A 26,706-nucleotide genomic window follows, 5' to 3' on the forward strand; every position below is an offset into this window, starting at 1 on the left:
GCCGCAGGGGAGGGTGCTGTCGGACGGAGTCCGTTGTTCAGCCCGCGCCGGGCCGAGCGAAGGCGAGGTAGCCGCAGGGGAGGGTGCTGTCGGGCGGAGTCCGTTGTTCAGCCCGCGCCGGGCCGAGCGAAGGCGAGGTAGCCGCAGGGGAGGGTGCTGTCGGGCGGGGCCCGTCTTCAGCCCGCGCCTGGCCGAGCGAAGGCGAGGCAGCCGCCTACTCCACGAATTGGAGCTCTACCTGCGGCAACTCGTTCATGACGCGGGCGCACACGGCACGATGCCAGGTGGCCGGGTAGCGGGTGTCCGGCTCGTGCTTGGAGTAGTCGTCGTTGGTCCGGTAGGTGTGCAGGCGGGGAGAGATCTCCCCGGCGTCGATGGCATCGACCATGGCCTCGACCACCTGTTCGGTCTCGTCCGCGATGGCGGCGAGCTCGCGGGCCACGATGTCGGGGATCTGGAAGGCCCCCTTCTCCCACCGCTCGACGGTGCGTTCCGCGACCGCGAAGAACCGCGCGCACCACGGGACCGGGAGGCCGAGCAACTCACGAGTGGCGCGGAAACCTGCCGCGGTTCCGGTCCCTGGTAAATCGGTCACGTTCGAGAAACCCCTCCCCAGTATCACGATATGGAAAAGAATAAGTCACCGGTGCCGGTCGGAACCGTGGAATTCGTGAGGAAGCAACGGGGCAGTGGGGGCGGCGCGGGCGATCAGGCAGGATAGAGGCCGTGATCCTCCGCCGAGACTCCGCCACCGCGACCGACCCCGAGCCCGCGGGCGCCGTGCGTCCGCCCGCGCCGCATCCGTCGGGAGCTCGGCCGCCGCAGCTGCCGCCGGAACTGGTGCCCAACCATGTCGCGCTCGTCATGGACGGCAACGGGCGCTGGGCCCAGGAGCGCGGATTGCCGCGCACCGCCGGGCACGAGCGCGGCGAGGCGGTGCTGATGGACACCGTGGAGGGCTGCATCGAGATCGGCGTCAAATGGTTGTCGGCGTACGCGTTCTCCACCGAGAACTGGCGGCGCAGCCCCGAGGAGGTGCGCTTCCTCATGGGCTTCAACCGTGACGTGATCCGCAGGCGCCGCGACGAGATGAACGAGATGGGCGTCCGGGTGCGCTGGGCGGGGCGGCGACCGCGCCTGTGGCGCAGCGTGATCAAGGAACTGGAGGTCGCCCAGGAACTCACCAAAGACAACACGGTGATGACGTTGACCATGTGCGTCAACTACGGCGGCCGCGCCGAGATCGCCGACGCGGCAAGGGAGATCGCGCGCCGGGTGGCGGCGGGCGAGATCGACCCGGAGAAGGTCACCGAGGCGACGGTGGCGAAATACCTGGACGAGCCCGACATGCCGGACGTGGACCTGTTCTTGCGCCCTTCGGGCGAGTTCCGCAGCTCGAATTTCCTCATCTGGCAGTCCGCCTACGCCGAATTCGTCTACCAGGACACGCTTTTCCCCGATTTCGATCGCCGCAACCTGTGGGAGGCATGCCTCCAGTACGCCGCGCGGGACCGCCGTTTCGGCGGCACGAAGTGAGCGGGGGCGCGGACATGGACGCGGCGGTGACCCCGGACCGGGAACTGCAGGCACGGGCCGGGGCCTGCCTGTCGAGTTACGGCATCGACGTGCGCGTCGATGCCGAAGGTTCGCTCGGCTTCGAGTACGAGGGCGCCTTGTCGTCGCTGCGCGCGGTGAATCTGGCGCCGGGCTTGGACGTGCTGAGCCTCACCTGCGTGCTGGCCTGGGATCGTCAGCTGAAACCGCAGCTGCACAAGCGGGTCGCCGAACGCAACAACGCGCTGCAGTTCGGTTCACTCACCGTGATCGGCCACGGCAAGCTCGCGGACGTCATCTTGCGCTACACCTTCCCCGCCGCGGGGCTGGACGACAAGGCGCTCACCACCATGCTGCTGCTCGTGCTGTCCAACGCGAGCCGGGCCAGGCAGGGTCTGCTGCCCTGAGGGCATGACATCTGTCATGCCGAAGTCGTGACAGCCGTGCGAGGTTCCGGGGCGGGTTTCCCGCGACCGTAGCGGCATGACTTCAGCAACGACCACCGCGGTCCAGAGTCCGACGCGGCCCGCGCCCGCCGTCGCGCTGCGCGACCTGCGCAAGAGTTTCCGCACCCCGGCCGGCGTCGTGCACGCTGTCGACGGGCTCGACCTGGTGATCGAGCCGGGGGAGATCGTCGCCTTCCTCGGTCCGAACGGCGCGGGCAAATCCACCACTATCGACCTGCTGCTCGGCCTGGCGCGTCCGGATTCGGGCACCGTCGCGGTCTTCGGAACGGCGCCGGAGCGAGCCGTCTCCGCAGGCCGCGTCGCCGCGGTGCTGCAATCCGGTGGCCTGCTGCCTGACCTCACCGTCGCGGAGACGGTGCGGCTGGTGGCCACCCTGCACGCGAGTCCGCGCCCCGTCGAGGAGGTGCTCGCCCGCGCGGGCATCGCGGGGATCGCCGATCGCCTGGTGGGCAAGTGCTCCGGCGGCCAGCGCCAGCGACTCGGGTTCGCGCTGGCGCTGTTGCCGGACCCGGAGCTGATCGTGCTCGACGAACCCACCACCGGTATGGACGTCGAAGGGCGCCGGGAGTTCTGGAACGCGATGCGGGAGGATTCGCGGCGCGGCCGCACCGTCCTGTTCGCCACGCACTATCTGGACGAGGCCGACGCCTACGCCGACCGCATCGTGCTGGTGCGCGCGGGCCGGGTCATCGCCGACGGCAGCGCGGCCGAGATCAAGAACCTGGCCGCGGGCCGTACCGTCGCCGCGACCCTGCCCGGCGCGGACCCCGCCCGGCTGCTCGTGATCCCCGGCGTCGATGACGTCGAGTTGCGTGGTGACCGAATCCTGGTGCGTGCCAAGGACTCCGACGCCGTCGCTCGATTCCTGCTGAACCACACCGCCGCGGTCGATCTGGAGATCACCGCGCACAACCTGGAAACCGCCTTCTTCGCGCTGACCACGGCAGGAGATCACTGACATGACCACACTCGTCTCCCGGCCCGTCGCCACCACGCTAGGCGGCTTCAACCTCGGCTTCCTGCGCCTGGAACTGCGCCGCATGCTGCGCAACCGGCGGACCCTGATCTTCACGCTGATCATGCCGCCGTTGTTCTTCGTCATCTTCGGACTGCAATCCGATTACCGGACCCAGTCCTACGGCTCGGGCAACGTGACCGGCTACGTCATGGTGTCGATCGCGGTGTACGGCGCGATGCTGGCCACCACCAGCGGCGGCGCGATGGTCGCCGTCGAGCGTGCGCAGGGATGGAGCCGCCAGCTGCGGCTCACACCGCTGCGGCCGGTGGCGTACATCGCGGTCAAGGTCGTGGTCGCGATGGCGCTCGGGCTCGTCTCGGTGGCCGCGGTGTTCGCGGTCGGCGCGGCGCTCGGCGCCCACCTCGCACCCGCGGCGTGGGTGGAGTGCTTTCTGCTCGCCTGGGTCGGCTCGCTCGTGTTCGCGGCCTTCGGCCTGTTCGTGGGCTATCTGCTGCCGTCGGAGAACGTGATGCAACTGCTCGGTCCGGTGCTGGCGGCGCTGTCGTTCGCGGGCGGACTGTTCATGCCGCTGCACGGCTGGTTCGCGACCGTGTCGAAGGTGATGCCGACCAACGGCGTAGCCACGCTGGCCCGGCTGCCGTTCGGGGACACCGGCGGCGGGTCGGTCCTCGGGGCGGTGGTCGACGTCGCGGTCTGGTCGGCGGTCTTCGTGTTCGGTGGGGCCGCGTTGTTCCGGCGTGACACCGCGCGCTGAACGCCGGCCGCGCAACCGGTCGGCTACCTGGACGGCCGGTTCCGCCGTGCGCGGCCGGTGCGGTGGGACGGCGTTCCGTGGCGTCGGAGGGCAGCGCGTGCGGTCTGGATGTGCTCACGTATGCGCGATCCCGGGGAAACCGGTGCCGGTAGCGTCGCCTCCCATGATCGACCACGACCGGCGAGCCGTGTACCGCCGCCTCCGTCCCGCCCGGCCGCAGCGAGGTGGCGCATGAACGTGAAGACGGCGGGCGGCGCGCGGCCGAGAAGGTCCGCCGGTCTGGTGGACGGCATGCTCGACTGGCAGTCCTTCGGTCCCGATGGACGGCGCAGGGGCTGGTTCGGCGCTGTCATGTCGCTGGTCTGGCTGGCCTATCTGATCGGACCGATCAGGCGGCGCTGGGCCGAGGGCGAGCCCGCGCAGGCGGTGGCGGCCATCGCGTGCGTGCTCGCGTTCGCGGCGCTGATCATCGTCGCGTTCGTCGCGTTCCGCAGGTACGCCAAGGACGGCGCGCCCGACGACTTACCGGTCGACCGCAGGGCCTGGCTGCTGCTGGCCGCGATGGCGGCGTTGTCCGTGACGATGGGGGCGCTGCTCGGCGGGGACGGTCTGCCCACGGCGCTCTATGTCGCGGTGGTCGCCGTGTTCGTGCTTCCGCTGCGCACTTCCGCCGTCGTCGTGGTCGTCATCATGACGATCATGCTGGTGGCCCCGTTCGCGGTGCCGTCGTGGCATCTGGGCGGGACGCCGTTCTACCTCGCGTTCATTCCCGTGGTCGTGTGGGTGGCCAGACAGCTCGGGTTCCGCGGCGACCGGCTCGCCGAGCTGGCTCGCAGGCAGCGCGCGGAACTGGAGATCATCGAGGAACGCAATCGCGTCGCCCGTGACGTGCACGACATCCTCGGCCATTCGCTCACCGTCATCACCGTGAAAACCGAACTCGCCCAACGACTGCTCGACGTCGACGCGAACCGTGCGCGGACCGAACTGGCCGATATCGAACGACTCGCGCGCGAAGCGCTGGCCGGGGTACGGGAGACCGTCGGAGGCCTGCGGGAGGTGTCGTTGCGCGGCGAGCTGGCCAACGCGCGGACCGCCCTGGCCGCCGCGAGCATCGACGCGGAACTGCCGGAACCGGCGAGCCTGCCGGACGCACCGTCGGGCGAACTGCTGGGTTGGGTGCTGCGCGAAGCGGTCACCAACGTGATCCGGCACAGCGCCGCGCGCCGCTGCGCCGTGACCGTCACCGCGACGTCCATCGAGGTGGTCGACGACGGTCGCGGCCTCCCCGCCGACAGCGCGTCCGGCTCGGGGCTGGCCGGGCTGCGGGAGCGCGTGCGCGCCGCGGGTGGAACACTGACGCTGTCGACGCCGGAGGGCGGGGGCGTGCGCGTTCGCGCCACGATCCCGGAATAGGAAGCGGGTGCCATGATCCGGCTGTTGCTGGCGGACGACCAGGCTTTGGTGCGCGGCGCGTTGGCCGCGCTGCTCGGGCTGGAGCACGACCTGGAGGTGGTCGGCGAGGTCGGGCGTGGCGACGAGGTGCTCGACGCGGTCGATCGGACCGGTCCCGACGTGGTGCTGCTGGACGTCGAGATGCCCGGCATGGACGGCATCACCGTGGCCGAGAAACTGCACGCCGCCCACCCGGACGTGCGGATTCTGATGGTCACCACCTTCGGCAGGCCCGGCTATCTGCGCCGCGCGATCGACGCGGGCGCGAGCGGTTTCGTCGTCAAGGACACTCCGGCCAGGGAATTGGCCGACGCCGTGCGGCGCGTACAGATGGGGTTGCGGGTGATCGACCCGGGCCTGGCCGCGGAAACGTTGACGGCGGGCACCTCCCCGCTGACCGCGCGAGAACGCGAGGTGCTCGTCGCGGCGGCCGACGGTGCGCCCGCGAGCGCCATCGCGAAGCGGTTGCACCTGTCGGAAGGCACGGTGCGCAACCACCTTTCGTCGGCGATCGGCAAGACCGGCACGAGCACGCGCGCGGAAGCGGTGCGCGCGGCCGAACGTCTCGGCTGGCTGTGACGGGCGGGTCAGCCGACTGCCGGACGCGCGGGCTCGCCGTAGGGGAGCAGGGTGCGCACACCGAGCGCCAGCGTTTGCGGGTCGAGATCGCCGAGGATGAGGTGCTGGAGGATGAATCCCGGCAGCAGTCCGATGATCGCCTTGGCCACGGCGTCGACATCGGCGTCTGCGGGTAGCCAGCCTTTGTCGCGCATCCGTTCGGCGTAGGTCACCCACAGCGCGCGCATCGCGAGCATCGTCTCGCGGACCATCACCGCCGCCCCGGGATGCACCAGGGCCAGGGCCCAGGCTTGCGGCGCCAGTCGCACCGGCCCGTCGGGCCCGCTGCGCCGCACCACCTCCTCGGCGATCATGGTGATCAGTTCGGCGGGCGTTGGCAGTGGATCGCGGCGGATCGCCTCGTCCATGGCGATGCGCAAGGCCACCGTCGTCTCCGTGGCGAGCGCGGTGATCAGTTCGTCCTTGCTCTTGAAGTAGCGGTAGACCGCACCGGCCGAGAGCCCCGATTCCGTGAACACGTCCTGCATGGAGGTCTCGTAGAACCCCCTGCGGGCGAAGCAGCGCCGCGCGGCGTCCATGATCTGCTGCCTGCGGCGCTCCAGGTGTTCTTCGCTGACTCGGGGCATGAGCCCAAAATAAAACGAATATCCGTTCTTGACAACCGGATGACCTCGTGCGACGGTAGGCGCAACTAAAAAGAACGAGCATTCGATTTTTAGGGAGAAGGCCATGAACACCATGCAGCGGGCGTTCGCTCTCGGCCTCGGCGCCACCCTGCTCCAAGCGCTGATGCTGATCGCGTTCGCCTGGCCCGCCGCGCACATCGCGCCCCGTGACCTGCCGCTGGCCGTCACCGGTCCGCAGGCGGCGATGGTCACCGGCAAACTCGCCGAGCACAGTCCGGGCGCCTTCGAGATCAGCGCGCCCGCGGACGAGGCCGCCGCCCGCGCCGCCATTCGGAACCGGGAGGTCTACGGGGCGATCGTCACCGGCGACGGACCGCCGCGCATGCTGGTCGCCTCCGGCGCGAGTCCCGCTGTCGCACAGCAACTTACCCAGATCGGGCAGCAGCTCTCCGGCGCGCCCGCCGTTGCTGTCGAGGACGTGGTGGCGGCCGACTCCGACGATCCACGGGGCGCGGCCTTCGGTGCGATGGTGTTGCCGCTGGTGATGTCCGGCATCGCGGCGGGTGTGCTCCTGGCACTGCTGGTCCCGTCGATCGGCGGCAAAGTGCTCGGACTGGCCACCTTCGGCGTCGCGGGTGGACTGCTCGGCATGGCGATCATCCAGGGCTGGCTGTCGGTGGTGCCCGGGCCGTATCCGGTGCTCGCGGCGGTCGGCGGGCTGGTGTCGTTCGCGGTCGCGGGCGCGGTGGTCGGGCTCGCCGCCGTACTCGGGCGAGCAGGCATCGGCATCGCCGCGCTCACCATGCTGCTGGTCGGCAACCCGTTCTCCGCGGCCACGTCGGCGCCGGAGCTGTTGCCGCAGCCGTGGGGCGCCGTCGGCCAGTGGCTGCCGCCCGGCGCCGCCGCGTCGCTGCTGCGCTCGGTCGCGTTCTTCGACGGCACCGGCGCGAGCGGACCGCTACTGGTACTGCTGATCTGGAGCGCGGTCGCGCTCGCGCTGCTCGGTGTGGCCGCGGTGCGCGGTCGTCCGGCCGAGGCGCAGGCCGCGGACCGGGACGCGATCCCGGTCGGCTGAATCCGTCACCGCGGCGGGTCGCCCTCGCGGGAGGGCGGCCCGCCGTCAGTGCTTCGCCCCATCGGCCGCAGCCGTTCTCGTCCTCGTGTGGTGGCGCCACGAGTCCGGGCGGTCGGCTCAGCCCACCGTGAACGACAGGGTGGGTGCGGTGGCGGCGCCCTCTTGCTTCTGGGCGTTGTACGTCACCGTGTAAGGGCCGGTGCCAGGGGAGGGCACCACGAAGACCACGTAGTTCTTCGGGTTGTCGATGGTCTCGTTCGCGTTGAGCAACTCGTTGATCGGGCCGCGGATGTCGGCGGCCACGGTCTGGCCGTCGGGGGTCAGGACGGTGAAGTAGTCGTAGTAGATGTTCGTGCCGCCCGCGGCGATGCCGGGCCCGCCGACGAGCTTGATACGCAGTGCGAGATCGGATTTGCCGTTCTCGTTCTTGGTGTAGCTCGGGCTGATCCGGCCGCCGGTGACCTGAATGGTCGTCTGGTCCTGCACGAGGGTGCCGGTGACGGCCAGCGCCTTCGGTTGGACGCTGTCCACCTTGCCCGCCGCGGCGAGCGGAATCTTGGTCTGGTTGTCGGCGGCCGCCCCGTACACAACGGTCATCGTGTCGATGAGGTGCTCGGCGTCCTTGGCCGACTTGAACGACGTGGTCGCGGTGCCGGTGGCGGAGCCGTTGCCGGGCACCGTCGGGCTGTCGAAGATCGCGCCGCCGTCCACCTCTTTGCCGACCAGTAGCGACGGCGTGATGCTCAGCGTGTGGTTGTCGAGAGTGGTGTTCTTGTAGGTGATGTCGACGCGCACCTTCGCGCCGCCGTATTCGTCCGGCACCACGGTCGCCTTGTCCACGGTGATGTCGAATCCGTCGTACCAGCCGGTCTTGCCGACTGTGCGGACGGTCGACTGCCCGTTCACCGCGCCCGGGTCCGCGGCCACTCCGGTCGCGGTGGTCGACGGGACCGCCACCGGAGTGCCGTCCTCGTCCTGGCACGCCGAAAGCAATAACGCCGAGGCCACGACGAGCGCGGCCCCGGCGACGGTCACGGCCCGGCGGCGCACCGGGCGTACGGATGAGTCGGTGATCGTTGACACGCTGCCTCCCCAGCAGATGGCGGATCCTTCGTATCGAGCCCGGATCGGCCCGGTTTTCCGAGGATCTCGCCGGTGAATCTTCGCTGGTCGCAGCCGCGTTAACCCGACACGCCGGGAATCGGTGCGATCACCGGTCGCGTCGGCGCGCCGTCCCGCATGCCGTGCAGGTGCCGAACACCTCGAGGGTGTGGCTGATCTCGGTGAAGCCGTGCTCGCCCGCGATCGCCTCGGCCCACGCCTCCACCGTGGGGCCCTCCACCTCCACGGTGCGACCGCAATGCCTGCAGACCAGGTGGTGATGATGGCCGGTGGAGCACTGGCGATAGACCGACTCGCCGGAGTCGGTGCGCAGCACATCGACCATGCCCGCGTCGGCCAGCGACTGCAGCGTCCGGTAGACCGTGGTCAGCCCGATGCCCTCGCCGCGTCTGCGCAGCTCGTCGTGTAGATCCTGGGCGGAGCGGAACTCGTCGATGTCACCGAGCAGCGCGGCGATGGCGCTGCGCTGCCTGGTGCTGCGGATGCCGACCGGTTTCTGCGGAACGGCCGTGTTGTCTGGCACGAATCACCCTTCCTCGGCGTGCGCGACGGCGTCGACGACGATGTGCGCCAGATGGTCGTCGACGAGTTCGTAGAGCACCTCGCGACCCGAACGCTCACCGTGCACGACACCGGCGGCCTTGAGGATACGCAGATGCTGACTGACCAGTGGTTGCGTGACACCGAGCGCGTCGACCAGTTCGTGCACACACCGCGGTGATTCGCGCAACTGCAGCACGATAGCAATCCGAACCGGCGCGGCCAGCGCCCGCAACAGCTCACCCGCGTCCTCCAGCACGGTTCGCGGGGGTACCGGCGCCGGTCCCGGCGACCGATACGGGTTGTGCGGCGGTGCCGCGGCGGTCTCGGCGGTCATGTCACCAACTCCTTAATGGAAAGCATTACCAGTTTGCGTATGCACAGGTGCGCATGTCAAACGGGCGCGCCGAACCGTGCGGTTGAAACCGCCGCGGACGCTGCCGATAGGCTGGGCGCAATCGCGGCTATGACACAAAACTATTGTGTTCATGCAAGGCAAATTCCGACTCGCAGTGGATGGAGAATTCTCGCGTGGCACCCAAGTCGAAGGTGGACACCGTTGCCAACCTCGCCAAGCGCCGGGGTCTGGTGTACCCGTGCGGTGAGATCTACGGAGGCACCAAGTCGGCGTGGGATTACGGGCCGCTGGGCGTCGAGCTCAAGGAGAACATCAAGAAGCAGTGGTGGCGCGCCATGGTCACCGCCCGCGAGGACGTCGTCGGTCTCGACTCCTCGGTGATCCTGCCCCGTCAGGTCTGGGTCGCCTCCGGTCACGTGGGCGTGTTCAACGACCCGCTGGTCGAGTGCCTCAACTGCCACCACCGCTTCCGGCAGGACCACCTGCAGGAGGCGTACGCGCTGAAGAACAAGATCGACGACCCCGACACGGTCTCGATGGAGCTCATCGCCTGCCCGAACTGCGGCACCGTCGGCCGCTGGACCGAGCCGCGCGACTTCAACATGATGCTCAAGACCTACCTCGGCCCGATCGAGTCCGAGGAGGGCCTGCACTACCTGCGCCCGGAGACCGCCCAGGGCATCTTCGTGAACTTCGCCAACGTGATGACGACCGCGCGCAAGAAGCCGCCGTTCGGCATCGCGCAGATCGGCAAGAGCTTCCGCAACGAGATCACCCCGGGCAATTTCATCTTCCGCACCCGCGAGTTCGAGCAGATGGAGATGGAGTACTTCGTCAAGCCGGGCGAGGACGAGGAGTGGTACAAGTACTGGATCGAGACGCGGTTCTCCTGGTACACCGACCTCGGCATCGACGCGGAGAACCTGCGGCTGTTCGTGCACCCGAAGGACAAGCTCTCGCACTACTCGGCGGGCACCACCGACATCGAGTACCGCTTCGGCTTCCAGGGCAACGAGTGGGGTGAGCTGGAGGGCATCGCCAACCGCACCGACTTCGACCTGAAGACGCACTCCGAGCACTCCGGCACCGAGCTGAGCTTCTTCGACCAGACCACCAACGAGCGCTACATCCCGTACGTCATCGAGCCCGCGGCGGGCCTCACCCGCTCGCTGATGGCCTTCCTGGTCGACGCCTACGCCGAGGACGAGGCGCCCAACGCCAAGGGCGGCGTGGACACCCGCACGGTGCTGCGCCTGGACCGCCGCCTCGCGCCGGTGAAGGCGGCGGTGCTGCCGCTGTCGCGCAACGCCGATCTCACGCCGAAGGCGAAAGACCTGGCCGCGCAGCTGCGCAAGCACTGGAACGTCGAGTTTGACGACGCGGGCGCCATCGGCCGCCGCTACCGCCGCCAGGACGAGATCGGCACGCCGTTCTGCATCACGGTCGACTTCGAGACGCTCGACGACCAGGCGGTGACCATCCGCGAACGCGACACGATGACCCAGGAGCGCATCGCGCTGGACAAGGTCGAGGGCTACCTGGCCCAGCACCTGATCGGCGCCTGAGCTACGACGCCGCGCCCCGTGGCCGATGGGCCACGGGGCGCTGTCGTTTCAGCTGTTCTTGCGGGTGACGATGCCGATCGTGGTCGGGATGAGCAGCGCGAGACCCCACGGCACCGCGACCCAGAACGGCCAGAAGTAGCCCGCCCCGGTGGCCAGGTAGATCGCCACGCACAGCGCGTTCACGAACACCCACGGCGTCCACATGATCGTGATCCACTGCGGGATGCCTTTGGCGCGCACGGGCCGTGCTTCCCGTTGTGCGGGAAGGTCCGACAGCAGCGGCGTCAGCTCGCCGTAGGTCTTGGCGGCGTATACCTGTTGCAGCCGATCATCGAATTCGGCGAGCGACAGCCTGCCCTCGTTCATAGCGAGGCGCAGCCGGTCGATGATCTTCTCGCGATCGGCGTCGGACGCCCGCATGTGCTCCTGACTCACCGTGTCAGCCTAGGTCCACTCGGCCGGCGGGGCGGAGTGGTCGTCAGTGGCAATGGGATTCCACCTTGCCGTAACTGTCGTGGTGCAGCGCTTCGCCGACGTGCTTCTGCCTGCCCAACGGCGTGAGATCGAGGTACTGGTGGGTGCCGATGAGGATGTCGCCGCCGCGGCCGTAGGACGAGTAGGTGTGGAACACCGCGCCGTCGTCGTCACGCCAGAACACGCTGGTGCCGGGCTGTTCGCCCGCTCCGTGATAGCTGTGGCCGCGTGCCTCCAACTCCGCCTTCGTACGGTAGTTGTATTCCACCGGCGCGCGGGATTCGTCCTGGGTGACATGGAAGTCGTAGTTGAAGTCGCTGTCGAACGACGAGTACATCGGGAAGGTCCAGCCCATGCGCTCGCGGTACCGGTCGAGCGTCTCCCACGGACCGCGTGACACGGCCGCGAAGGTGGTGTCCTGCTCGTTCAGGTGGGCCAGGTGGCCGACGTTGTCGAGCAGCATCGCGCAGCTCGGACAGCCCGCGTCCAGATCCCAGCGCCACATCATGTGGTAGACGATGAGCTGGCGGCGCCCGTCGAACAGTTCGGGCAGGGTCGTGCGGCCCGTGGGACCTTCGAAGACGTATTCCTTGTCGATCGCGACCATCGGCAGGGCACGGCGTTTCGCCGCCAGCTCGTCCAAGCGATGGGTGATCGCCTTCTCCTCGGCCAGCAAGCTGATACGCGCGGCCAGCCATTCCTCGCGTGACGCCACAGTGGGGCGGTTCATAAGGGTCTCCTCGATGCCGGGACAGTGCTCTGTACAGGTAGACGGAGCCGCCCGGCAGGAGTCATCGGCGGACCGAGGAATTCGTCCGGGATCAGGGTCGGAGCGGTACGTCCCAGAACGCCAGCTCGTGCCGGAGCCCTTCGCGGAACAGCTCTTCCGCCCGACCCGGATCGACCCCGGACTCGTCGATCATCTGCGCGCAGCGGCGGGTGAGGGCGGCGAATCCGGGATCGGCGTAGGTGTCCACCCAGCGGCGGTAGCGCGGTTCGGCGGGCGGGTGCTGGGCGAGCCGGGCGCCGAGCGTGGAGTATCCCCACATGCACGGGTAGAGCGCGGCGAGACCCTCGCCGTAGGACGCGGCGGAGTCCAGCAGAAACGCCGTGTACGCGGTGCACGGAGCGCCTTTGACCGCGCCGTCGAGGTCCGCGCCGAACTCGGCGGCCAGCGAGCGGTGCAGCGACAGCTCCTCGTGGTAGGTGGCGTGCGCGAGGTCGACCAGGTCGCCGAGATGGGCGGCCGGAGCCTGCCATGCGAGGCGGGCGAACACCCGGACGTAGTCGAGCAGGAACAGGTAGTCCTGCTCCAGCCAGGACCGGAAGACCGGTTCGGGCAGGGTGCCCTCGGCGATACCGAGCACGGTGGGATGGGCGAGTTGTTCCTCCACCGCGGGAAGGCCGATTTGCTCCAGATGCGCCGCGAGACTCATACCGGCAGTCTTCCGTATCCGCCCGGTCGGTTTGCGCCCGTGCCGGTAGTGCCGCACCCTTGCCGTGTGTTGTGGGATGAGGAAGCTCCGATTCGCGTGCTGGCGCCGTCGGAGCAGCGGTTCGTTCGGCATGGCACCTACACGGGCCGGTCGGTGTCGGTACGGGGAGCGCTCGATGTGACGGCGTTGCGGGAGGCATTCGCGACCTTGCGGCGCGCGTATCCGGTGATCGGCTGCAGAATCGTGGAAGACGCTGCGGGACTGGGATATCTGTTCGGCGCGGACGAGAGGGCATGGATCCCGGTTTCCGTGCGTGCGGGCGACCTGGCGGCGATCGGCGTTCCCGCGATGGATCCGGCGGTCCAGCTGGCCTATCTGGACGTCGTGGGCTCGGGCGCGAACGAGTGGCGTGTCACGCTGTTCGCTCACCACAGCGTCGCCGACGCGGGCTACTGTGTGGAACTGCTGTCCCGACTATGGGATTTCTATACCGGCGTTCTCGAATGTCGGCCGATAAACGTTGCGCCACAAGCGCTCCCGCAGTCTTTGGAGTGGTATGCGGCGGAACGGGGCATCACCGCGGCCGCGAAGTCGGGATTCGAGGAGGTGACCAAGCCGCTTACGCTGGAGGCGAGGAACGTGCCGTCCGATAACGCGAAACCCGCGCCGAGTACGCTCGCCCGTCCTGTACGCGTGCGGCTCAACCGGGCGGCTACCGCGCAGATCGCCGATCTCGCACGCAAGACCGGTGTGACGGTGAACGGTTTGCTCACCGCCGCACTGCTGCGCGCGTACGCTCGTGAGACAGGCGGCGGCACAACAGCTCTGGGCTGCCTGTATCCGGTCGACCTGCGCAACAGGCTGGAGCCGCCGGTCGCCGCCTCGGCGGGTACCAACATGGCCGGGCTGGCTTCCTTCGCGGGCGAGGTGGATCCGGCCGCCAGCCCGGTCGAACTGGCACAGCGCATTTCGAGTCGGCTGACGCGCGACCTGTCCGAAGGCATCGTGCAGCAGTCCGTGCTGCACTTCCCGGATTACTACGGTGCCACCAGGATTCATTCGCTGGCCGGACATATCGCGGTGACCAATACCGGCGTCGTCCCGGTGTTCCGCACACCGGCCACGCTCGAGCTCACCGACTACGAGATCGTCTACGTCTCGGCGCATCCTCGCCCGTCCGCGGGAGCGTCGGCCGCGGTCACCTATCTGGTCTACACGTTCGCGCAGGAGCTGATCGTGGGCGTGCTCGGTGGTGGTGCGCATGCCGACGGCCTGCCCGAGGCGGTGCGGGCGGAGTTGACCGCCCTGTCCGCGGCCGGCGCTCGCTGACCGGTGCGAGGACCGGTTCCCTGCTGAGCCATCGACCGGTCCCGGTCTACGGCCGCACCCGGTGGCAGGATCGAGCCGTTCAGAATCTGCCGCCACGGCCGATGCGCCGGGAACCGGAGGAACCACCGTACGAGCCGGGGCTCCAGCCGCCCCCGGAGTGCCGAGCGCCGCTCGCCGCCCCGCGCAGCAGTCCTTCGAGCAGGATGCCGCCGAGCACCGCCCCGGTCTGGGCGCTGCCGGAGGGCGCCCGGTCCGCCTCCCATGCCCGCACGCTGGCCTGCGCCGCTTGGAGCGCGCGCCCGGCCAGATCCGCCGCCGCCTGCGCGCGCCGCAGTGCGTCGGCGGGATCGTTCGCGCTCGATTGCTGCGCCTCGTCGAGGTTGCGCTGTGCTTCCGACAGGCGGGTGCGCGCTTCGGCGTCGATGCCGCCGCGCCGGGTGCTGATGTAATCGGCGGCCGCACCGATCCGGGCGCGAGCGTCCGTGAGCGCTCGATCGAGCCTGCGCCGCAGGTCTTCGGCGGCGAGTTTGCGGTCGGTGGCCCCCGCGACGGCGCGGTCCAGATCCGCGTCGGCGGTGACCGCGTCGTGGAAGGCGCTCAGCGGATCGATGTCGCCCGTGGCCGTCGCCTGCTCCAGAGCGGACTGCGCCGCGGTGCGGGCGTCGGCCAGTTCCGGCCCGCCGTAGTCGGCGAGCTCGGTGGCGGAGGCGAGGTCGCGGCGCAACTCGTCCAGCACACCCGGCAGGCCGTCGCGGGCCTGCTGGATGGCGCTCGACGCGTTGTCGACCGCGTCGAGCAGGGAACGCGCCTGCCCGATCGCGGCCTCGGCGGAACGAATGGCGGCGACCGCGCCGCCTTGCTCGCCGACCGGCTCGGTGAGCGCGGCACGTCCCGCGTCGACGTTCTGCTCCGCGAACGTCAGGCGCTCGCGTGCCATCCGCACGTTGTCCTCGATCGGTGCGAGCACACTGGCCGGATGGGTGGCGGCGAGCCGGCTCAGCTCGGTTTCCGAGCCGGGAATCCGGGCGGTCACGTCGACGACATCTCTGGTGAGGGCGTCCAGCCGAGCCGAGGCGTTGAGCAGCAGATCGCGCATCGCGTCGAATTCCGCGACCTGCGCGTCGAGTTCCCGGTCGGCGCGCCCCACCTTGCCGATCAGCTCGACCAGCAGCGAGCGCTGTTCGTCGGGGGTCTCCGGGATCGCGTCGTCCAGGCGCTGCCGGATCGCGAACGCCGCGGCGGCAGCGGTTTTCGCGTTGTCGAGGGCGGTGCGGAAGGGCGTGGTGGCGGTGGCGCCGAACTCGCCGGTGGCGAGCTCGAGTTCCTCGCCGCTGGTGCGAATCGCGTTGTCGATCTCCACCAGCGTCTCCCGAGAGCGGGTTTGCAGCGCTTCCAACGGCAGTTCGGACAGCGCCGTCGCGTTCTCCGGATCCAATTGCCGTGCCGCCGCCAGTTCGGCCTCGAACCGTTCACGACGCCGTTTGCGCGCGTACCAGACGAGGCCGCCCGCCACCAGAATCACCAGCAGGCCGATGACGAGCAGGGCACCGACGTTCACCCCGCCGCCGCGCATGGCCGCGTCCAGTCCGGCGGCGGTCGCGACCCCCGCGTCGGCCCAGCGCCCGTCGCGCAGGGCCGGCTCGACGTGGCCGATCAGGATGTCGTCGAGTTCGGAATCGCTGATCTCGCCGGGCACTTCGCCCTCCAGCCAATACGCGCGATCCTCGGTGGCGACCGCGAGCAGCAGGTCCCGTTGGCCGAACCCGGATATCGAGGCGGTGCGCCTGGCCCAGTCCCGCGGCTGCATCCCGTCGAAGCCGCGCACGTACACCACCCACAGCCGCAGCTGCTCGTCGGCGTAGAGCTGGTCCACCGCACCGCGCACCCGATCGCGCTGACCTTGGTCGAGCACACCGGCCGGATCCTCCACATAGGTGTTCATCCGTAGCGGCGGTTCCGCCGCGATCGTCGGAGCGCCCAGCAAGGCGATCGCGGCCAGTAGGACGCTGATCGCGAGCAAGCGGACGAAGCGGATCCGCGACGGCAGTGACATGGCACGAATCTAGCTCGCTAGCATCATTTCGTGATCACCATCGATCGCCCGTACAGCGGCCACGTGGCACCGGATTCGAATCCGCAGCAGCGCGACGTTCCCGGCGCCCGCATCGTCAAGATGTCCGTCGGCGGCATGGACAACAACTGTTACCTGGTGCAGTGCACCGGCACCGGCGCGGCCCTGCTCATCGACGCCGCCAACGAGGCGCCCCGCATCGCGGCCCTCGTCGAGCAGGAGGCGCCCGGGCAGGTCCAGCTGATCGTCACCACCCATCAGCACCGCGACCACTGGCTGGCGCTGCGGGAGACCACCGCGGCCACCGGCGCTCCCACCGCGGCGCACCCACTCGACGCCGACCCGCTGCCGGTCCACCCCGATCGGCTGCTCGCCGAGGGCGACACCGTCACCATCGGCGATCTGGTCTTCGAGGTCATCCACCTGCGCGGCCACACGCCGGGGTCGATCACCCTCGCACTCACCGACGGGGCGGGACGCACTCACCTGTTCACCGGGGACTCGCTGTTTCCCGGCGGCGTCGGGCGCACCACCTCCCCGGAGGACTTCGGCTCGCTGTTCACCGACGTCTCGGCCAAGCTCTTCGACCGCTACCCCGACGACACCGTCGTCTACCCCGGCCACGGCGACGACACCACCCTCGGCGCCGAGCGTCCCAGCCTTCCGGCTTGGCGAGACCGCGGCTGGTAACCGCCCCTGACGGTAACCGGTCCGGGGCCTGCGCGGCTTTTGGCAGACTTGGGGAGTGGATTTGCCAACGATGCGCACCCGAGCCGTCCCGGCGCCCGAACCTGCCCGCCCACAGGGCTTCGGCGCCGGGTTGCTGCGCTGGACCCGGCGGCTCGTCGTCGGCTCCGTCGTGATGGGTGCGGTGCTGGTCGGCGGGACCGCCTTCCGCGTGTGGCAGGTCGCGCGCATCGACGACTACACGAAGGCCGACGCGATCGTCGTGCTCGGCGCGGCGCAGTACTCCGGAACGCCGTCCTCGGTGTTCGAGGCGCGACTCGATCAGGCGTACAAGCTGTTCCGGGCCGGTGTCGCTCCGCGCGTCATCACCGTGGGCGGCAAGCAGGAGGGCGATCTGTTCACCGAGGCCGCCTCGGGCAAGAACTATTTGCAGGCGCGCGGCGTGCCCGCCGACAAGATCCTCGCCGTGGAAACCGGATCGGACACCCTGCGCAGCATCGAAGCGGTGGTCACTGCGATGCGGGCGCGGGACATGTCGTCGGCGGTGCTGGTCAGCGATCCCTGGCATTCGCTGCGCACCCGCACCATGGCCCGCGACGAGGGGCTGGCGGCGTGGACCGCCCCCACCAGAACCGGTCCCGCCGTCTACACGCGGGAATCCCAGGCACACGGCATCGCCAGAGAGACCGGCGCCCTGCTGTGGTACCAGCTCACCCACTTCTCGGCGGATTTCACCTACACGGCGGGACAGTGAGGCTCGATGAGCGCCCGGTACACCGATCACGACACCGAACGCCTCGTCGTCGAGGGCGCCAAGACCGCGGGGCTCGGGCCGCCGCGCAGTGAGTTCGAGACCGGCCACCGGACCGAATTCGCCCGCGACCGGGCCCGCGTGCTGCACTCCGCGGCGCTGCGCAGACTGGCCGACAAAACGCAGGTCATGGGACCGCGAGAGGCGGACACCCCGCGCACTCGGCTGACCCATTCGCTGGAGGTCGCCCAGATCGGCCGCAGCATCGCCGACGGACTCGGCTGTGATCCGGACCTGGTGGACCTGGCCGGTCTGGCCCATGACATCGGCCATCCGCCCTACGGCCACAACGGCGAGAAAGCCCTCGACACCTTCGCCGACGCCTTCGGCGGGTTCGAAGGCAACGCGCAGAACCTGCGCATCCTCACCCGCCTCGAACCGAAGGTGCTCGAGGCCGACGACGCCAGCGCGGGCCTCAACCTCACTCGCGCCGCACTCGACGCCGCCCTCAAATACCCCTGGGGGCGAACCGGACCCGGCACCAAATTCGGCGCCTACGAGGTCGACACCGAGCGCCTGGAGTGGATCCGCAAGGGTGCGCCGGACCGGCGCCGCAGCCTCGAATGCCAGATCATGGACTGGTCCGACGACGTCGCCTACTCGGTGCACGACGTCGAGGACGGTGTCCTCGCGGGCCGGATCGATCTGCGCGCGCTGGCCGACCCCGCCGAACAGGACGCGCTGGCCGCGCTCGGCCAGTTCCAGCACTCGCTGGCCGCCGACGAGCTGATCGCCGCCGCGCAACGGCTCTCGGAACTGCCGGTGGTCGCGGCCGCGTCCGGATACGACGGCACGTTCACCGCTTCGGTCGCGCTGAAGCGCCTCACCAGCGAGCTCGTCGGCCGCTTCGCCACCGCCGCGATCATGGCGACCCAAGAGGTGTCCGGTCCGCAACCGCTGTCCCGGTACAACGCGGATCTGGAAGTGCCGCGCATCGTCGCCGCCGAGGTGGCGCTGCTGAAGACTGTCGCGCTGCGCTATGTGATGTCCGACCCGGCACACCGGCTGCGGCAGGCCGCCCAGCGCGAACGCATCCTCGCCGTGGCCGAACGCTTGCTGGCCACCGCTCCCCGCAGACTCGATCCGCTGCTGCTGCCGTTCTGGAACGCCGCCACCGATGACACCGCCCGCGTGCGCGTCGTGGTGGACCAGATCGCTTCTTACACCGAAAGCCGCCTGGAGCGAGTCGCGAGCGAGTTGAAGATTTAGGCGCCTTCGCTGCGGCCGTGCGCTGGGTCGAGGGCGATTGTCCGGCTGCGCCTTTCGGACCCGTACCGGTGGCGTCACGCCGACAGATCGTCGGAGGACTCGGCTCGGGCCATTTTCACCAGGGCGCCGTGCAATTCCTTGGCCGACGCGCTCGCTCGTTCGCCCCGCAGAATCACCTCGGTGAAGCCGTCGATCAAGGCCCGGCCCGGATCCAGCAGGCCGAGACCACCGCCGCCGCCACGCAGCGACTCGTTGATCAAAGTTCGCAAAGCTTCTTGCCGAGCCCGGAACCCACCGGCGACATCCAGAGCCCCCGCGAATTCGCGCACCACCGCCGTGTACACCGGCCGCTCGGCAGGCCCGCGGCGACGAAAGATCCGGCGTGTTTCCACCGGAGCCGACCGCGGCGGATACAAGGCGGCGCGGTCCAAGAGCATCCAGATCGCGGCATCGGCCGACTGTTCCGCGGTCGGCTCGCGCTCCGGTCTCGGGCGCGATTCCGCGTCGTCGGTGAGCTCGACGCCCCGCAGCGGCATCGGGTATTTCGTGAGCAGCTCATCGATAGTGGACGCGATCTCACGGACCACCTGGACACCGACATTCGCGGTATCGAACCCGACGACTTCCAATCCATGCCGCGCCGACATCTCCCGCGCGATTCGGAGTGCTTCAGCTGGATCGGGGGTATCGGCCTGCTCGGCGACTGCGGGACGGTGTGCGGTGGCGCTGCGTTCGATGGGTGCGCGACCGGATTTCCGGGCGGATGCGGGGTCGGGTCGTCGGACGGGTACGCCTGCGCCGGCGGTCTGCGGCGATGAGGCCGAATCGCTCCGGCGAACCGAGATGTGGTTCTCCGACCTGCCAACGGTGTCCGTCTGCCGAGTATGTCCGGGTCGGTGCGCGGCACCGCTGTCCTCGATCGGCGTGGGCTGGTCAGGTGCGTCGGTCTGCCGGTCACGCGGGGCAGCCTCGGCGCGGTCGTGCGGAGGGACGAGCGCGGAATCGCCCCGGCTCGTGGGGTCTGCGGTGTGACCGGTGTTGCGACTGGGTTCGAAGTTCTCTGCGCTGCCCGGCTGCTTGGTGGAGCTGCCTGCCTCGTGGGTCCGTGGGTGAGATCCGGTGTGGTGGACCGAGATGGGGTCGGTCGTAGCTGCGCTCGGCGGAGGGGATTGCGGGCCGGGCGAGGCGTCGAGCCAGGAAAAGCGCAGGGCGTCGATCCACGGAAGGCCGGGCGAGCCTGGAGAGTTATCGGTTTGCCGCCGCGATATGGGTTCGTCGGTGACATCCGCCTGCCGGATGGGCGCGGAGCCTGCCCGCTGCTCGGCCGCGGAACCGGCCGTGGCGTCGATCGGCGGTAGTGCGGTAGCTGCCAGGGCGGGTGCCGCCTGGTCGGTGCAGTCTGTCGATCGGTGAGGTACCGATTCGTCGGCGCCGATCGTGGGTTGGGGGAGGTTCGCGTTGCGGATCAACCGGCCGGGCGTTGAACTTGCCTGCTGCTCGGCTGCAAGGTGGTCCGTAGCGTCGTTCTGAGGATTCGGTTCGGGGTGGAGCGTGGTAGCTGCCTGCGGCGCCGGTGCCACCTCCTCGGCGGTGTCCGTCGGTGGGTGGGGCTCCGGGGCGTGGGTGCTGATTGCCGGTTGTCGGCCGGAAAGGCGTGCGCTGTCGATCGGCTGGTCGGGCGTTGAGATTGTCTGCCGCTTGGCGGCGGGCTGCTCTGTGGCGTCGTTCTGGGGGTTCGGTTCGGGGTGGAGCGTGGTAGCTGCCGGTGCGGGTGCCGTCTCCTCGGCGATGCCCGTCGGTGGGTGGGGCTCCAGGGCGTCGGTGCTGATTGCCGGTTGTCGGCCGGAGAGGTTCGTGTAGTCGATCGACGGTGTAGGTGCGGCGTCGGGAACTTGGAGGGATGCGGAGTCGGTGGGGCGATCGCTCTGAGGGGAGGACGCGGCGTCGGTCTTCGGAGTGGGCGTGGGTTGGCCGGTTCTTCGGTGACGTGCGAGCTCGCCTGCGCTGCCGGACTGATGGGTGGGCTCGATCCGTGCCGGATGGGGTGGCATATCGAGCTGCAACGGGAGCGGCGCGTCGTCTGCGATACCGGACGTCGGGGTGGTTGTGGTGCCGAGGGTCGTGTCGTCTTGCGGGGCGACCGCCGGAAGATGCGGGTTGTCGGCTTCTTCGATGGGTGCGACACCGCCGGTGGCGTGGATCGGGGCCAGGTGCCCGGGGCCATCGGTGCGTTCAGGGAGCGCAGGTTCTGTGGTTTTCGGGACGGGCTTTGGACGGGATGCGGGGCCGGTCTCCGGAGCGCACGGGGTGTCGTCAGCCGTACCGATATGTCGCGGTGGTGCGATGGCTTCCGGCGAATCCGTTCGGCGGATCGGTTTCGGATGTTGCGTGCCGTTCGTCGCGCGGCCGGGTTCGCGGTTGTCCTCGGCATCGGTCCGGCACGCTGAGGTTCGGTGCTCCTCAGCGGTGGTGCTCGTGGAGTCGGTCGGTGCGGAGGCGCCGGTGGAATCGGTTGGCCGGGCCGGTGCAGACCCGCTCCGGGGGCCCGGAGCGAGGGTCGGCTGTTCGTTCTCCGGTCGCGGTATCGAGTCTTCGGCGATCTCGATGTCCAGACGCGGCGGAAGACCGCCGGCTCTGTCGGCCCGCTGAGCGGATACCTCGTGGCGCGGGTCCCCGATCTGCGGGATGTCCTCGGTGCGGTGCGCTCTTTCGACCGGTGGGCTGGGTGCGGCGACGGTCGCCTGATTCGGTGGGCGGCCGTCAGGGGACCGGTGGCCGGATGCGGTATCGATCCGAGGACGGGGTGTGGAGTGCTCGCCCCGGTCCGTCCGCCGGATCGACGCCGGAGCAACGGTGACTGCGGGTGCAGGGCCCTCGGCGACAACCGAGCGCCGGACGGATACCGGCTCGTCGAGGGTGTCGGTTCGGTGACTTGCCGGTTCGAATTGCGGGTGATGCCCTGCGGCCGGTCGGCGTACGGGTGCGGACAACTCTGCCGAGACGCCGATCTCGCGGCCCGCGGATACGCGAACCGGTGTGCCCGGCGCCGCCGGGTATGGCCGGACCACCCGCTTGGACCAGGGCGTCTCCTGGGTCTTCCGAGACCATGGCGTCGGCATCGCCTTCGGCGCGGGCTCGGCCGATGACTCCGGCGGAAGCACCCGGCTCTCCGGTGCGGGTGCCAGGACAGGCAGTGCTTCGGCATGATCGAGCCGGTCGCCGTCGACGAGCCCTTCCGCGGAGGCGATGGCTGCCTTCAGTTCGCCGACCGTCCGGGAAGCGTCGGCAATGAGCCGCTCCAAGGTGGATACCATCGCGCGCAGCTCGCCCGTGTCGATCCGCGACGGCTGACTCACAATGTCTCCCGCCTGTCCTCATCAGGTCTTGCCGCGGTGCGCCCGGCCCGCGCCGACACTCTGGTCCCGGGTGACCGAAAACAGACTGTGGTCGCGGCTATTGTCGCTCAAATCCGCCGGACCTCCCCGGGCTGGGAAGATCGATTGTGCGTCGCTGCCGCCGAACAGCTATCGATTCGCAACCTGTTCGTCGCCCTTGTCGCTTCGCTCGTGGAGCTGAGGAATCTCCGGCCCGCCCCGCGCATCGGGCCGCTTGGCGGTACCGGCTCGGCAATGCCGATGAAAAGCACTGCGCGACAGGTGAATTCACTGACGCCACAGGTTGGCTACCATGGAAGGGTGCGGATCGGAGTAGGGCTCTCCACCGCGCCCGAAGCGCGGCGAGCGGGCATGGAGGCCGCAGCGCGCGCCCGCGACCAGATCGCGGGCGAAGCGCCGTCGCTCGCTGTGCTGCTCGCGTCCCGCGTGCACACCGACGACGCCGTCGAGGTGCTCTCCGGCGTCCACCGGACGGTCCGGGTGCCCGCCCTGATCGGATGCGTGGCGCAGGCGGTGGTGGCGGGTCGCCGTGAAATCGAGGACGAACCCGCGGTGGCGGTGTGGCTGGCCTCCGGACTGCCCGCAGCCGAAACCTTCCAATTGGACTTCCTTCGCACGGCCAGCGGCGGGCTCCTCGCCGGCTATCGCTTCGACAAGGCCGCACGCGACTTCCACCTGCTGCTGCCCGACCCTTACTCCTTTCCGGCCGATCTGCTGCTGGAGTACGTGAACACGGATCTGCCCGGCACCGTCGTGATGGGCGGGTTGGTCAGCGGCGGCCACGGCCCGGAAGGCAGCCGCCTGTTCCGCGACCACGCCGTGGTGACCTCGGGCGCGGTCGGCGTGCGTCTTCCCGGCCTGCACAACGTGCCGATCGTGTCTCAGGGCTGCCGTCCGATCGGCAACCCCTACACGGTCACCGGCGCGGACGGCACGGTGATCACCGGACTCGGCGGTCTGTCCCCGATCGAGCGGTTGCGTCAGATCGTCGCCGTGCTGCCACCCGACCAGCAGGAGGAGCTCGCGCGCGGCCTGCAGATCGGGTTCGTCGTCGACGAGCACCTGGCCGAGCCCGGGCAGGGCGACTTCCTGATCCGCGGTCTGCTCGGCGCCGATCCGTCCAGCGGCGCGATCGAGGTGGGTGAGGTCGTGGAAGTCGGCACCACCGTCCAATTCCAGGTCCGCGACGCGATCGGAGCCGACCACGACCTGCGGAACGCGCTGGCGCGTGCGCGCACCGACCTTTCCGTCCGTCCGGCCGGTGCGTTGCTGTTCACGTGCAACGGACGCGGCCGCCGGATGTTCGGTGTTGCGGACCACGACGCCACGACCATCGAGGACTTGCTCGACGGCATCCCGCTGGCGGGTTTCTTCGCCGCCGGTGAGATCGGGCCCATCGCGGGCCGCAACGCGCTGCACGGATTCACCGCATCGATGGCGCTGTTCGTCGAATGAGCGTCGATCTCCGGGTCTACGCCGAGCTGAACGATTTCCTGCGGCCCGGCGAGCGATACACCGTGCTGCGTCGGCCGTGCCGCCCGCACCAGACCGTCAAGGACGTCATCGAGGCAGCGGGCATTCCGCACACCGAAGTGGACCTGGTCCTCGTCGACGGAGAACCGGTCGACTTCGACCATCACCCGCGCCTCGGCGGGCGGATCACCGCGTATCCCGTGTTCGAGACACTCGACATCGGCCGGGTGACGCTGGTCCGCCCGCATCCGCTGCGTGAGCCGCGCTTCCTCGCCGACGTGAATCTGGGCGGTCTCGCCAAGCTGATGCGGCTGCTGGGTCTCGACGTGCACTGCCGGTGGGAGGCCGAGGACGCCGAACTCGCCGAGGCGTCCGCGGCCGAGCACCGGATCCTGCTCACCCGTGACCGAGGCCTGTTGAAGCGCCGCAACGTCACACACGGCGTCTACATCTGGTCGGACCAGCCGATCGAGCAGGTCGTGGAGGTGATCCGGCGGCTCGACCTCGTCGCGTGCCTGGATCCGTTCACCCGCTGCCTGCGCTGCGGCGGCGTGGTCGCCGAGGTCGACAAAGCCGAGGTCGAGGATCGCCTCGAACCGCTCACCCGCCGCTACTACGACATTTTCCGGCAGTGCCGCGATTGCGGCCGGATCTACTGGCAGGGTTCCCACCAGTCACGTCTGGCCGAAACGGTCGCGGCGATCCGCGCGGAACTGGATCGCTCGTGATTCCCCGCTCGCGGGCGCCCTCGCCCGGAACTCGCGGTGCCGAGCCGCCCGGGCGCGTCGGCCCCGGCTTCGCCTAGACTCTCTGCCGTGGCCGGACGACTTCCTGATCGCGATATCGCGGCAATACGCGAGCGCGTCCGGATCGAAGACGTGGTGGGCGAGTACGTCGCGCTCAAGCGCGCCGGAGCGGACTCCATGAAGGGCCTGTGCCCGTTCCACGACGAGAAGTCCCCGTCGTTCCATGTGCGACCCAATCACGGCCTGTTCCATTGCTTCGGCTGCGGCGAGGGCGGCGACGTGTTCGCCTTCCTGCAGAAGATCGAGCACGTCGGGTTCGTCGAGTCGGTCGAGCAGCTGGCCGACCGGATCGGCTACCAGATCAACTACGAGGGCGGCGGCACCTCGGTGCAGCGCGATCGCGGCACCCGGTCCCGGCTCGTCGCGGCGAACGCGGCCGCGCACGAGTTCTACGTCGCCCAGCTGCGCGAGCCGGAAGCCGAGACCGCGCGCAAATATCTCACCGATCGCAACTTCGACGCCGCGGCCGCGCACCACTTCGGCTGCGGCTACGCCCCGGCGGGGTGGGACACGCTCACCAAACACCTGCTTCGCAAGGGGTTCGACTTCAAGGAGCTGGAGGCGGCCGGGCTGTCCCGGCAGGGTCAGCGCGGCCCGATCGACCGTTTCCACCGACGGCTGCTGTGGCCGATCCGCAACCTGTCCGGTGATGTCATCGGCTTCGGCGCCCGCAAGCTCTTCGACGACGACACCATGCCCGGTAAGTACATCAACACCCCGGAAACGTTGCTGTACAAGAAATCCCAGGTGCTCTTCGGCCTGGATCACGCCAAGCGCGAGATCGCCAAGGGGCACCAGGCGGTCGTGGTCGAGGGCTACACCGACGTCATGGCGATGCACCTGGCCGGGATAAAGACCGCCGTGGCCTCGTGCGGCACCGCATTCGGCGACGACCACCTCGCCCTGTTGCGCCGCCTGATGATGGACGACAATTTCTGGCGCGGCGAGATCATCTACACCTTCGACGGCGATGCCGCGGGCCAGGCGGCGGCCCTGAAAGCCTTCTCTGGTGATCAGAAGCTGGCCGGTCAGACCTACATCGCGATCGCGCCGGACGGGCAGGACCCGTGCGAACTGCGGCAGCACTCCGGTGACGCCGCCGTGCGTGATCTGGTCGCCCGCCGAACCCCGCTGTACGAGTTCGTGATTCGCGGTCTGCTGGCCGACCACAACCTGGACACCGCGGAGGGCCAGGTGGAGGCGCTGCGCCGGGCGGTGCCGGTGGTCGCGCAGATCAAGGACAACGCCCTGCGCAAGGCCTACGCCACCAAACTGGCCGGGTGGGTCGGCTGGGACGACATCCAGACCGTGGTGCGCCGCGTCGGCGAGGAAGCCAAGCGGAACCGCAACGGCGGCGGGCAGGCGGGCGCGGGGCGTGCGCCCGCGCCGCGCCAGGTGGTCGCGGAACATCCTGCGGCACGGCCGAACCCGAATGATCCCACCCTGCTGCCGCAACGGCAGGTACTCGCCGCCGCACTCCAGTACCCGGCGATGGCCGGAGCGGGTTTCGACGCGCTCGAGGCCGAAGCCTTCACCCACCCCGCCTACTCGGTCCTTCGCGGCCTGATCGCCGAGGCGGGCGGCACGGCCGCCGGGCTCGGCGGCGCCGAATGGGTCAACGCCGTCGCCGACCGCACCGAGGATCTGACCGTGCGCGCCCTGCTGTCGGAGCTCGCCAACGAGCCGCTGCCGGTGAAATCGGAGTCCGACATCCCGCGCTTCGTCGCCGGTGTCCTTGCGCGCACCCAGGAGGCCTGGGTAGGCAGGCAGATCGCCGAACTCAAGTCCAAGCTCCAGCGGGTCTCCTCGACCGAACAGCCGGAGGCCTACTTCGCCCTCTTCGGCGACCTCGTCGCCCTCGAGCAGTACCGCAAGAGCCTGCTCACCCAGGCGATGGGCAACCACGGGGACTTCGCCACCGGGGCCTAGGGTCGATCAGAT

25 protein-coding genes are annotated in these 26,706 nt (G+C 69.5%); 15 read left to right on the top strand and 10 right to left on the bottom strand.

Going from position 1 to position 26,706, the window contains the following annotated elements; genetic code table 11:
* Positions 1-214 precede the first annotated feature (214 nt).
* On the bottom strand, positions 215-595 hold the full coding sequence (locus ABZ824_RS21200) for a DUF1870 family protein (protein WP_355072476.1): 381 nt from the start codon (positions 593-595) through the stop codon (positions 215-217).
* A 131-nt stretch (positions 596-726) separates the two neighbouring features.
* Here ABZ824_RS21200 and ABZ824_RS21205 point away from each other — a divergent pair, with 131 nt between their 5' ends.
* The 6 genes from ABZ824_RS21205 (at position 727) to ABZ824_RS21230 (ending at position 5,788) form a co-directional block, all read left to right on the top strand.
* Positions 727-1,536 (top strand): isoprenyl transferase, encoded by an 810-nt coding sequence (locus tag ABZ824_RS21205; protein ID WP_356964902.1) that lies wholly within the window; start codon positions 727-729, stop codon positions 1,534-1,536.
* A gap of 14 nt (positions 1,537-1,550) precedes the next feature.
* Positions 1,551-1,961: a hypothetical protein gene (locus ABZ824_RS21210; protein WP_355072967.1), complete on the top strand. Its 411-nt coding sequence runs from the start codon at positions 1,551-1,553 to the stop codon at positions 1,959-1,961.
* 76 nt (positions 1,962-2,037) lie between these two features.
* The gene (locus tag ABZ824_RS21215) at positions 2,038-2,979 is read left to right on the top strand and encodes an ABC transporter ATP-binding protein (RefSeq protein WP_356964903.1); all 942 of its coding nucleotides are present in this window, start codon (positions 2,038-2,040) and stop codon (positions 2,977-2,979) included.
* 1 nt (position 2,980) lies between these two features.
* The gene (locus tag ABZ824_RS21220; RefSeq protein ID WP_356964904.1) at positions 2,981-3,754 is read left to right on the top strand and encodes an ABC transporter permease; all 774 of its coding nucleotides are present in this window, start codon (positions 2,981-2,983) and stop codon (positions 3,752-3,754) included.
* A 231-nt stretch (positions 3,755-3,985) separates the two neighbouring features.
* Positions 3,986-5,170 carry a sensor histidine kinase gene (locus ABZ824_RS21225; RefSeq protein ID WP_356964905.1) on the top strand — a complete coding sequence of 395 codons (1,185 nt, stop codon included), beginning with the start codon at positions 3,986-3,988 and terminating at the stop codon, positions 5,168-5,170.
* 12 nt (positions 5,171-5,182) lie between these two features.
* Positions 5,183-5,788 carry a response regulator transcription factor gene (locus ABZ824_RS21230; RefSeq protein ID WP_356964906.1) on the top strand — a complete coding sequence of 202 codons (606 nt, stop codon included), beginning with the start codon at positions 5,183-5,185 and terminating at the stop codon, positions 5,786-5,788.
* Between the two features lie 8 nt (positions 5,789-5,796).
* Here the strand turns inward: ABZ824_RS21230 and ABZ824_RS21235 are convergent, their stop codons facing one another.
* Positions 5,797-6,414: a TetR/AcrR family transcriptional regulator gene (locus ABZ824_RS21235; protein ID WP_356964907.1), complete on the bottom strand. Its 618-nt coding sequence runs from the start codon at positions 6,412-6,414 to the stop codon at positions 5,797-5,799.
* Between the two features lie 103 nt (positions 6,415-6,517).
* Here ABZ824_RS21235 and ABZ824_RS21240 point away from each other — a divergent pair, with 103 nt between their 5' ends.
* Positions 6,518-7,489: a hypothetical protein gene (locus tag ABZ824_RS21240; RefSeq protein WP_356964908.1), complete on the top strand. Its 972-nt coding sequence runs from the start codon at positions 6,518-6,520 to the stop codon at positions 7,487-7,489.
* Positions 7,490-7,606: 117 nt separating this feature from the next.
* Here ABZ824_RS21240 and ABZ824_RS21245 read toward each other — a convergent pair whose 3' ends face one another.
* The 3 genes from ABZ824_RS21245 to ABZ824_RS21255 form a co-directional block, all read right to left on the bottom strand.
* Complete coding sequence (locus ABZ824_RS21245) at positions 7,607-8,572, bottom strand: hypothetical protein (protein WP_356964909.1); 966 nt, start codon at positions 8,570-8,572, stop codon at positions 7,607-7,609.
* Positions 8,573-8,699: 127 nt separating this feature from the next.
* Positions 8,700-9,134 (bottom strand): Fur family transcriptional regulator, encoded by a 435-nt coding sequence (locus ABZ824_RS21250; RefSeq protein WP_355072492.1) that lies wholly within the window; start codon positions 9,132-9,134, stop codon positions 8,700-8,702.
* Positions 9,135-9,137: 3 nt separating this feature from the next.
* On the bottom strand, positions 9,138-9,488 hold the full coding sequence (locus ABZ824_RS21255; RefSeq protein ID WP_039796803.1) for a metalloregulator ArsR/SmtB family transcription factor: 351 nt from the start codon (positions 9,486-9,488) through the stop codon (positions 9,138-9,140).
* A 194-nt stretch (positions 9,489-9,682) separates the two neighbouring features.
* On the opposite strand from ABZ824_RS21255, the gene ABZ824_RS21260 reads away from it, so the two are divergent.
* A complete protein-coding gene (locus ABZ824_RS21260; protein WP_355072494.1) occupies positions 9,683-11,074 on the top strand; it encodes a glycine--tRNA ligase in 1,392 nt (463 codons plus the stop codon).
* A 48-nt stretch (positions 11,075-11,122) separates the two neighbouring features.
* On the opposite strand, the gene ABZ824_RS21265 is transcribed toward ABZ824_RS21260, so the two are convergent.
* The 3 genes from ABZ824_RS21265 to ABZ824_RS21275 form a co-directional block, all read right to left on the bottom strand.
* Entirely contained in the window at positions 11,123-11,509 is a 387-nt protein-coding gene (locus ABZ824_RS21265; protein ID WP_355072496.1) for a DUF1707 domain-containing protein, read from the bottom strand.
* Between the two features lie 43 nt (positions 11,510-11,552).
* Positions 11,553-12,278, bottom strand: a complete 726-nt coding sequence (locus ABZ824_RS21270; RefSeq protein WP_356964910.1) for a DUF899 domain-containing protein — start codon at positions 12,276-12,278, stop codon at positions 11,553-11,555.
* Positions 12,279-12,369: 91 nt separating this feature from the next.
* On the bottom strand, positions 12,370-12,984 hold the full coding sequence (locus ABZ824_RS21275; protein ID WP_356964912.1) for a transcriptional regulator: 615 nt from the start codon (positions 12,982-12,984) through the stop codon (positions 12,370-12,372).
* 66 nt (positions 12,985-13,050) lie between these two features.
* Here ABZ824_RS21275 and ABZ824_RS21280 point away from each other — a divergent pair, with 66 nt between their 5' ends.
* Positions 13,051-14,313 carry an acyltransferase gene (locus tag ABZ824_RS21280; protein WP_356964913.1) on the top strand — a complete coding sequence of 421 codons (1,263 nt, stop codon included), beginning with the start codon at positions 13,051-13,053 and terminating at the stop codon, positions 14,311-14,313.
* A 79-nt stretch (positions 14,314-14,392) separates the two neighbouring features.
* Here ABZ824_RS21280 and ABZ824_RS21285 read toward each other — a convergent pair whose 3' ends face one another.
* Entirely contained in the window at positions 14,393-16,366 is a 1,974-nt protein-coding gene (locus ABZ824_RS21285; protein WP_356964914.1) for a TPM domain-containing protein, read from the bottom strand.
* A 30-nt stretch (positions 16,367-16,396) separates the two neighbouring features.
* Between ABZ824_RS21285 and ABZ824_RS21290 the strand changes: the two genes are divergently transcribed.
* The 3 genes from ABZ824_RS21290 (at position 16,397) to ABZ824_RS21300 (ending at position 19,091) form a co-directional block, all read left to right on the top strand.
* Positions 16,397-17,074: an MBL fold metallo-hydrolase gene (locus ABZ824_RS21290; RefSeq protein ID WP_356964915.1), complete on the top strand. Its 678-nt coding sequence runs from the start codon at positions 16,397-16,399 to the stop codon at positions 17,072-17,074.
* 70 nt (positions 17,075-17,144) lie between these two features.
* Positions 17,145-17,825, top strand: coding sequence for a YdcF family protein (locus tag ABZ824_RS21295; protein ID WP_355072969.1), 681 nt, complete (start codon positions 17,145-17,147; stop codon positions 17,823-17,825).
* A 6-nt stretch (positions 17,826-17,831) separates the two neighbouring features.
* The gene (locus ABZ824_RS21300) at positions 17,832-19,091 is read left to right on the top strand and encodes a deoxyguanosinetriphosphate triphosphohydrolase (protein WP_356964916.1); all 1,260 of its coding nucleotides are present in this window, start codon (positions 17,832-17,834) and stop codon (positions 19,089-19,091) included.
* 74 nt (positions 19,092-19,165) lie between these two features.
* Here the strand turns inward: ABZ824_RS21300 and ABZ824_RS21305 are convergent, their stop codons facing one another.
* The gene (locus ABZ824_RS21305; protein ID WP_355072509.1) at positions 19,166-19,738 is read right to left on the bottom strand and encodes a hypothetical protein; all 573 of its coding nucleotides are present in this window, start codon (positions 19,736-19,738) and stop codon (positions 19,166-19,168) included.
* A 3,048-nt stretch (positions 19,739-22,786) separates the two neighbouring features.
* On the opposite strand from ABZ824_RS21305, the gene ABZ824_RS21310 reads away from it, so the two are divergent.
* The 3 genes from ABZ824_RS21310 (at position 22,787) to dnaG (ending at position 26,694) form a co-directional block, all read left to right on the top strand.
* Entirely contained in the window at positions 22,787-23,941 is a 1,155-nt protein-coding gene (locus tag ABZ824_RS21310) for an FIST N-terminal domain-containing protein (protein ID WP_355072512.1), read from the top strand.
* Positions 23,938-24,687: a Mut7-C RNAse domain-containing protein gene (locus tag ABZ824_RS21315; RefSeq protein ID WP_356964917.1), complete on the top strand. Its 750-nt coding sequence runs from the start codon at positions 23,938-23,940 to the stop codon at positions 24,685-24,687. Before ABZ824_RS21310 ends, ABZ824_RS21315 begins: the two co-directional genes overlap by 4 nt.
* A gap of 87 nt (positions 24,688-24,774) precedes the next feature.
* Positions 24,775-26,694, top strand: coding sequence for a DNA primase (gene dnaG / locus ABZ824_RS21320; RefSeq protein WP_356964918.1), 1,920 nt, complete (start codon positions 24,775-24,777; stop codon positions 26,692-26,694).
* Positions 26,695-26,706 lie beyond the last annotated feature (12 nt).

Origin of the sequence: Nocardia sp. NPDC047038 (assembly GCF_040644075.1) — a bacterium.
Classification (GTDB): Bacteria; Actinomycetota; Actinomycetes; order Mycobacteriales; family Mycobacteriaceae; genus Nocardia; species Nocardia sichangensis.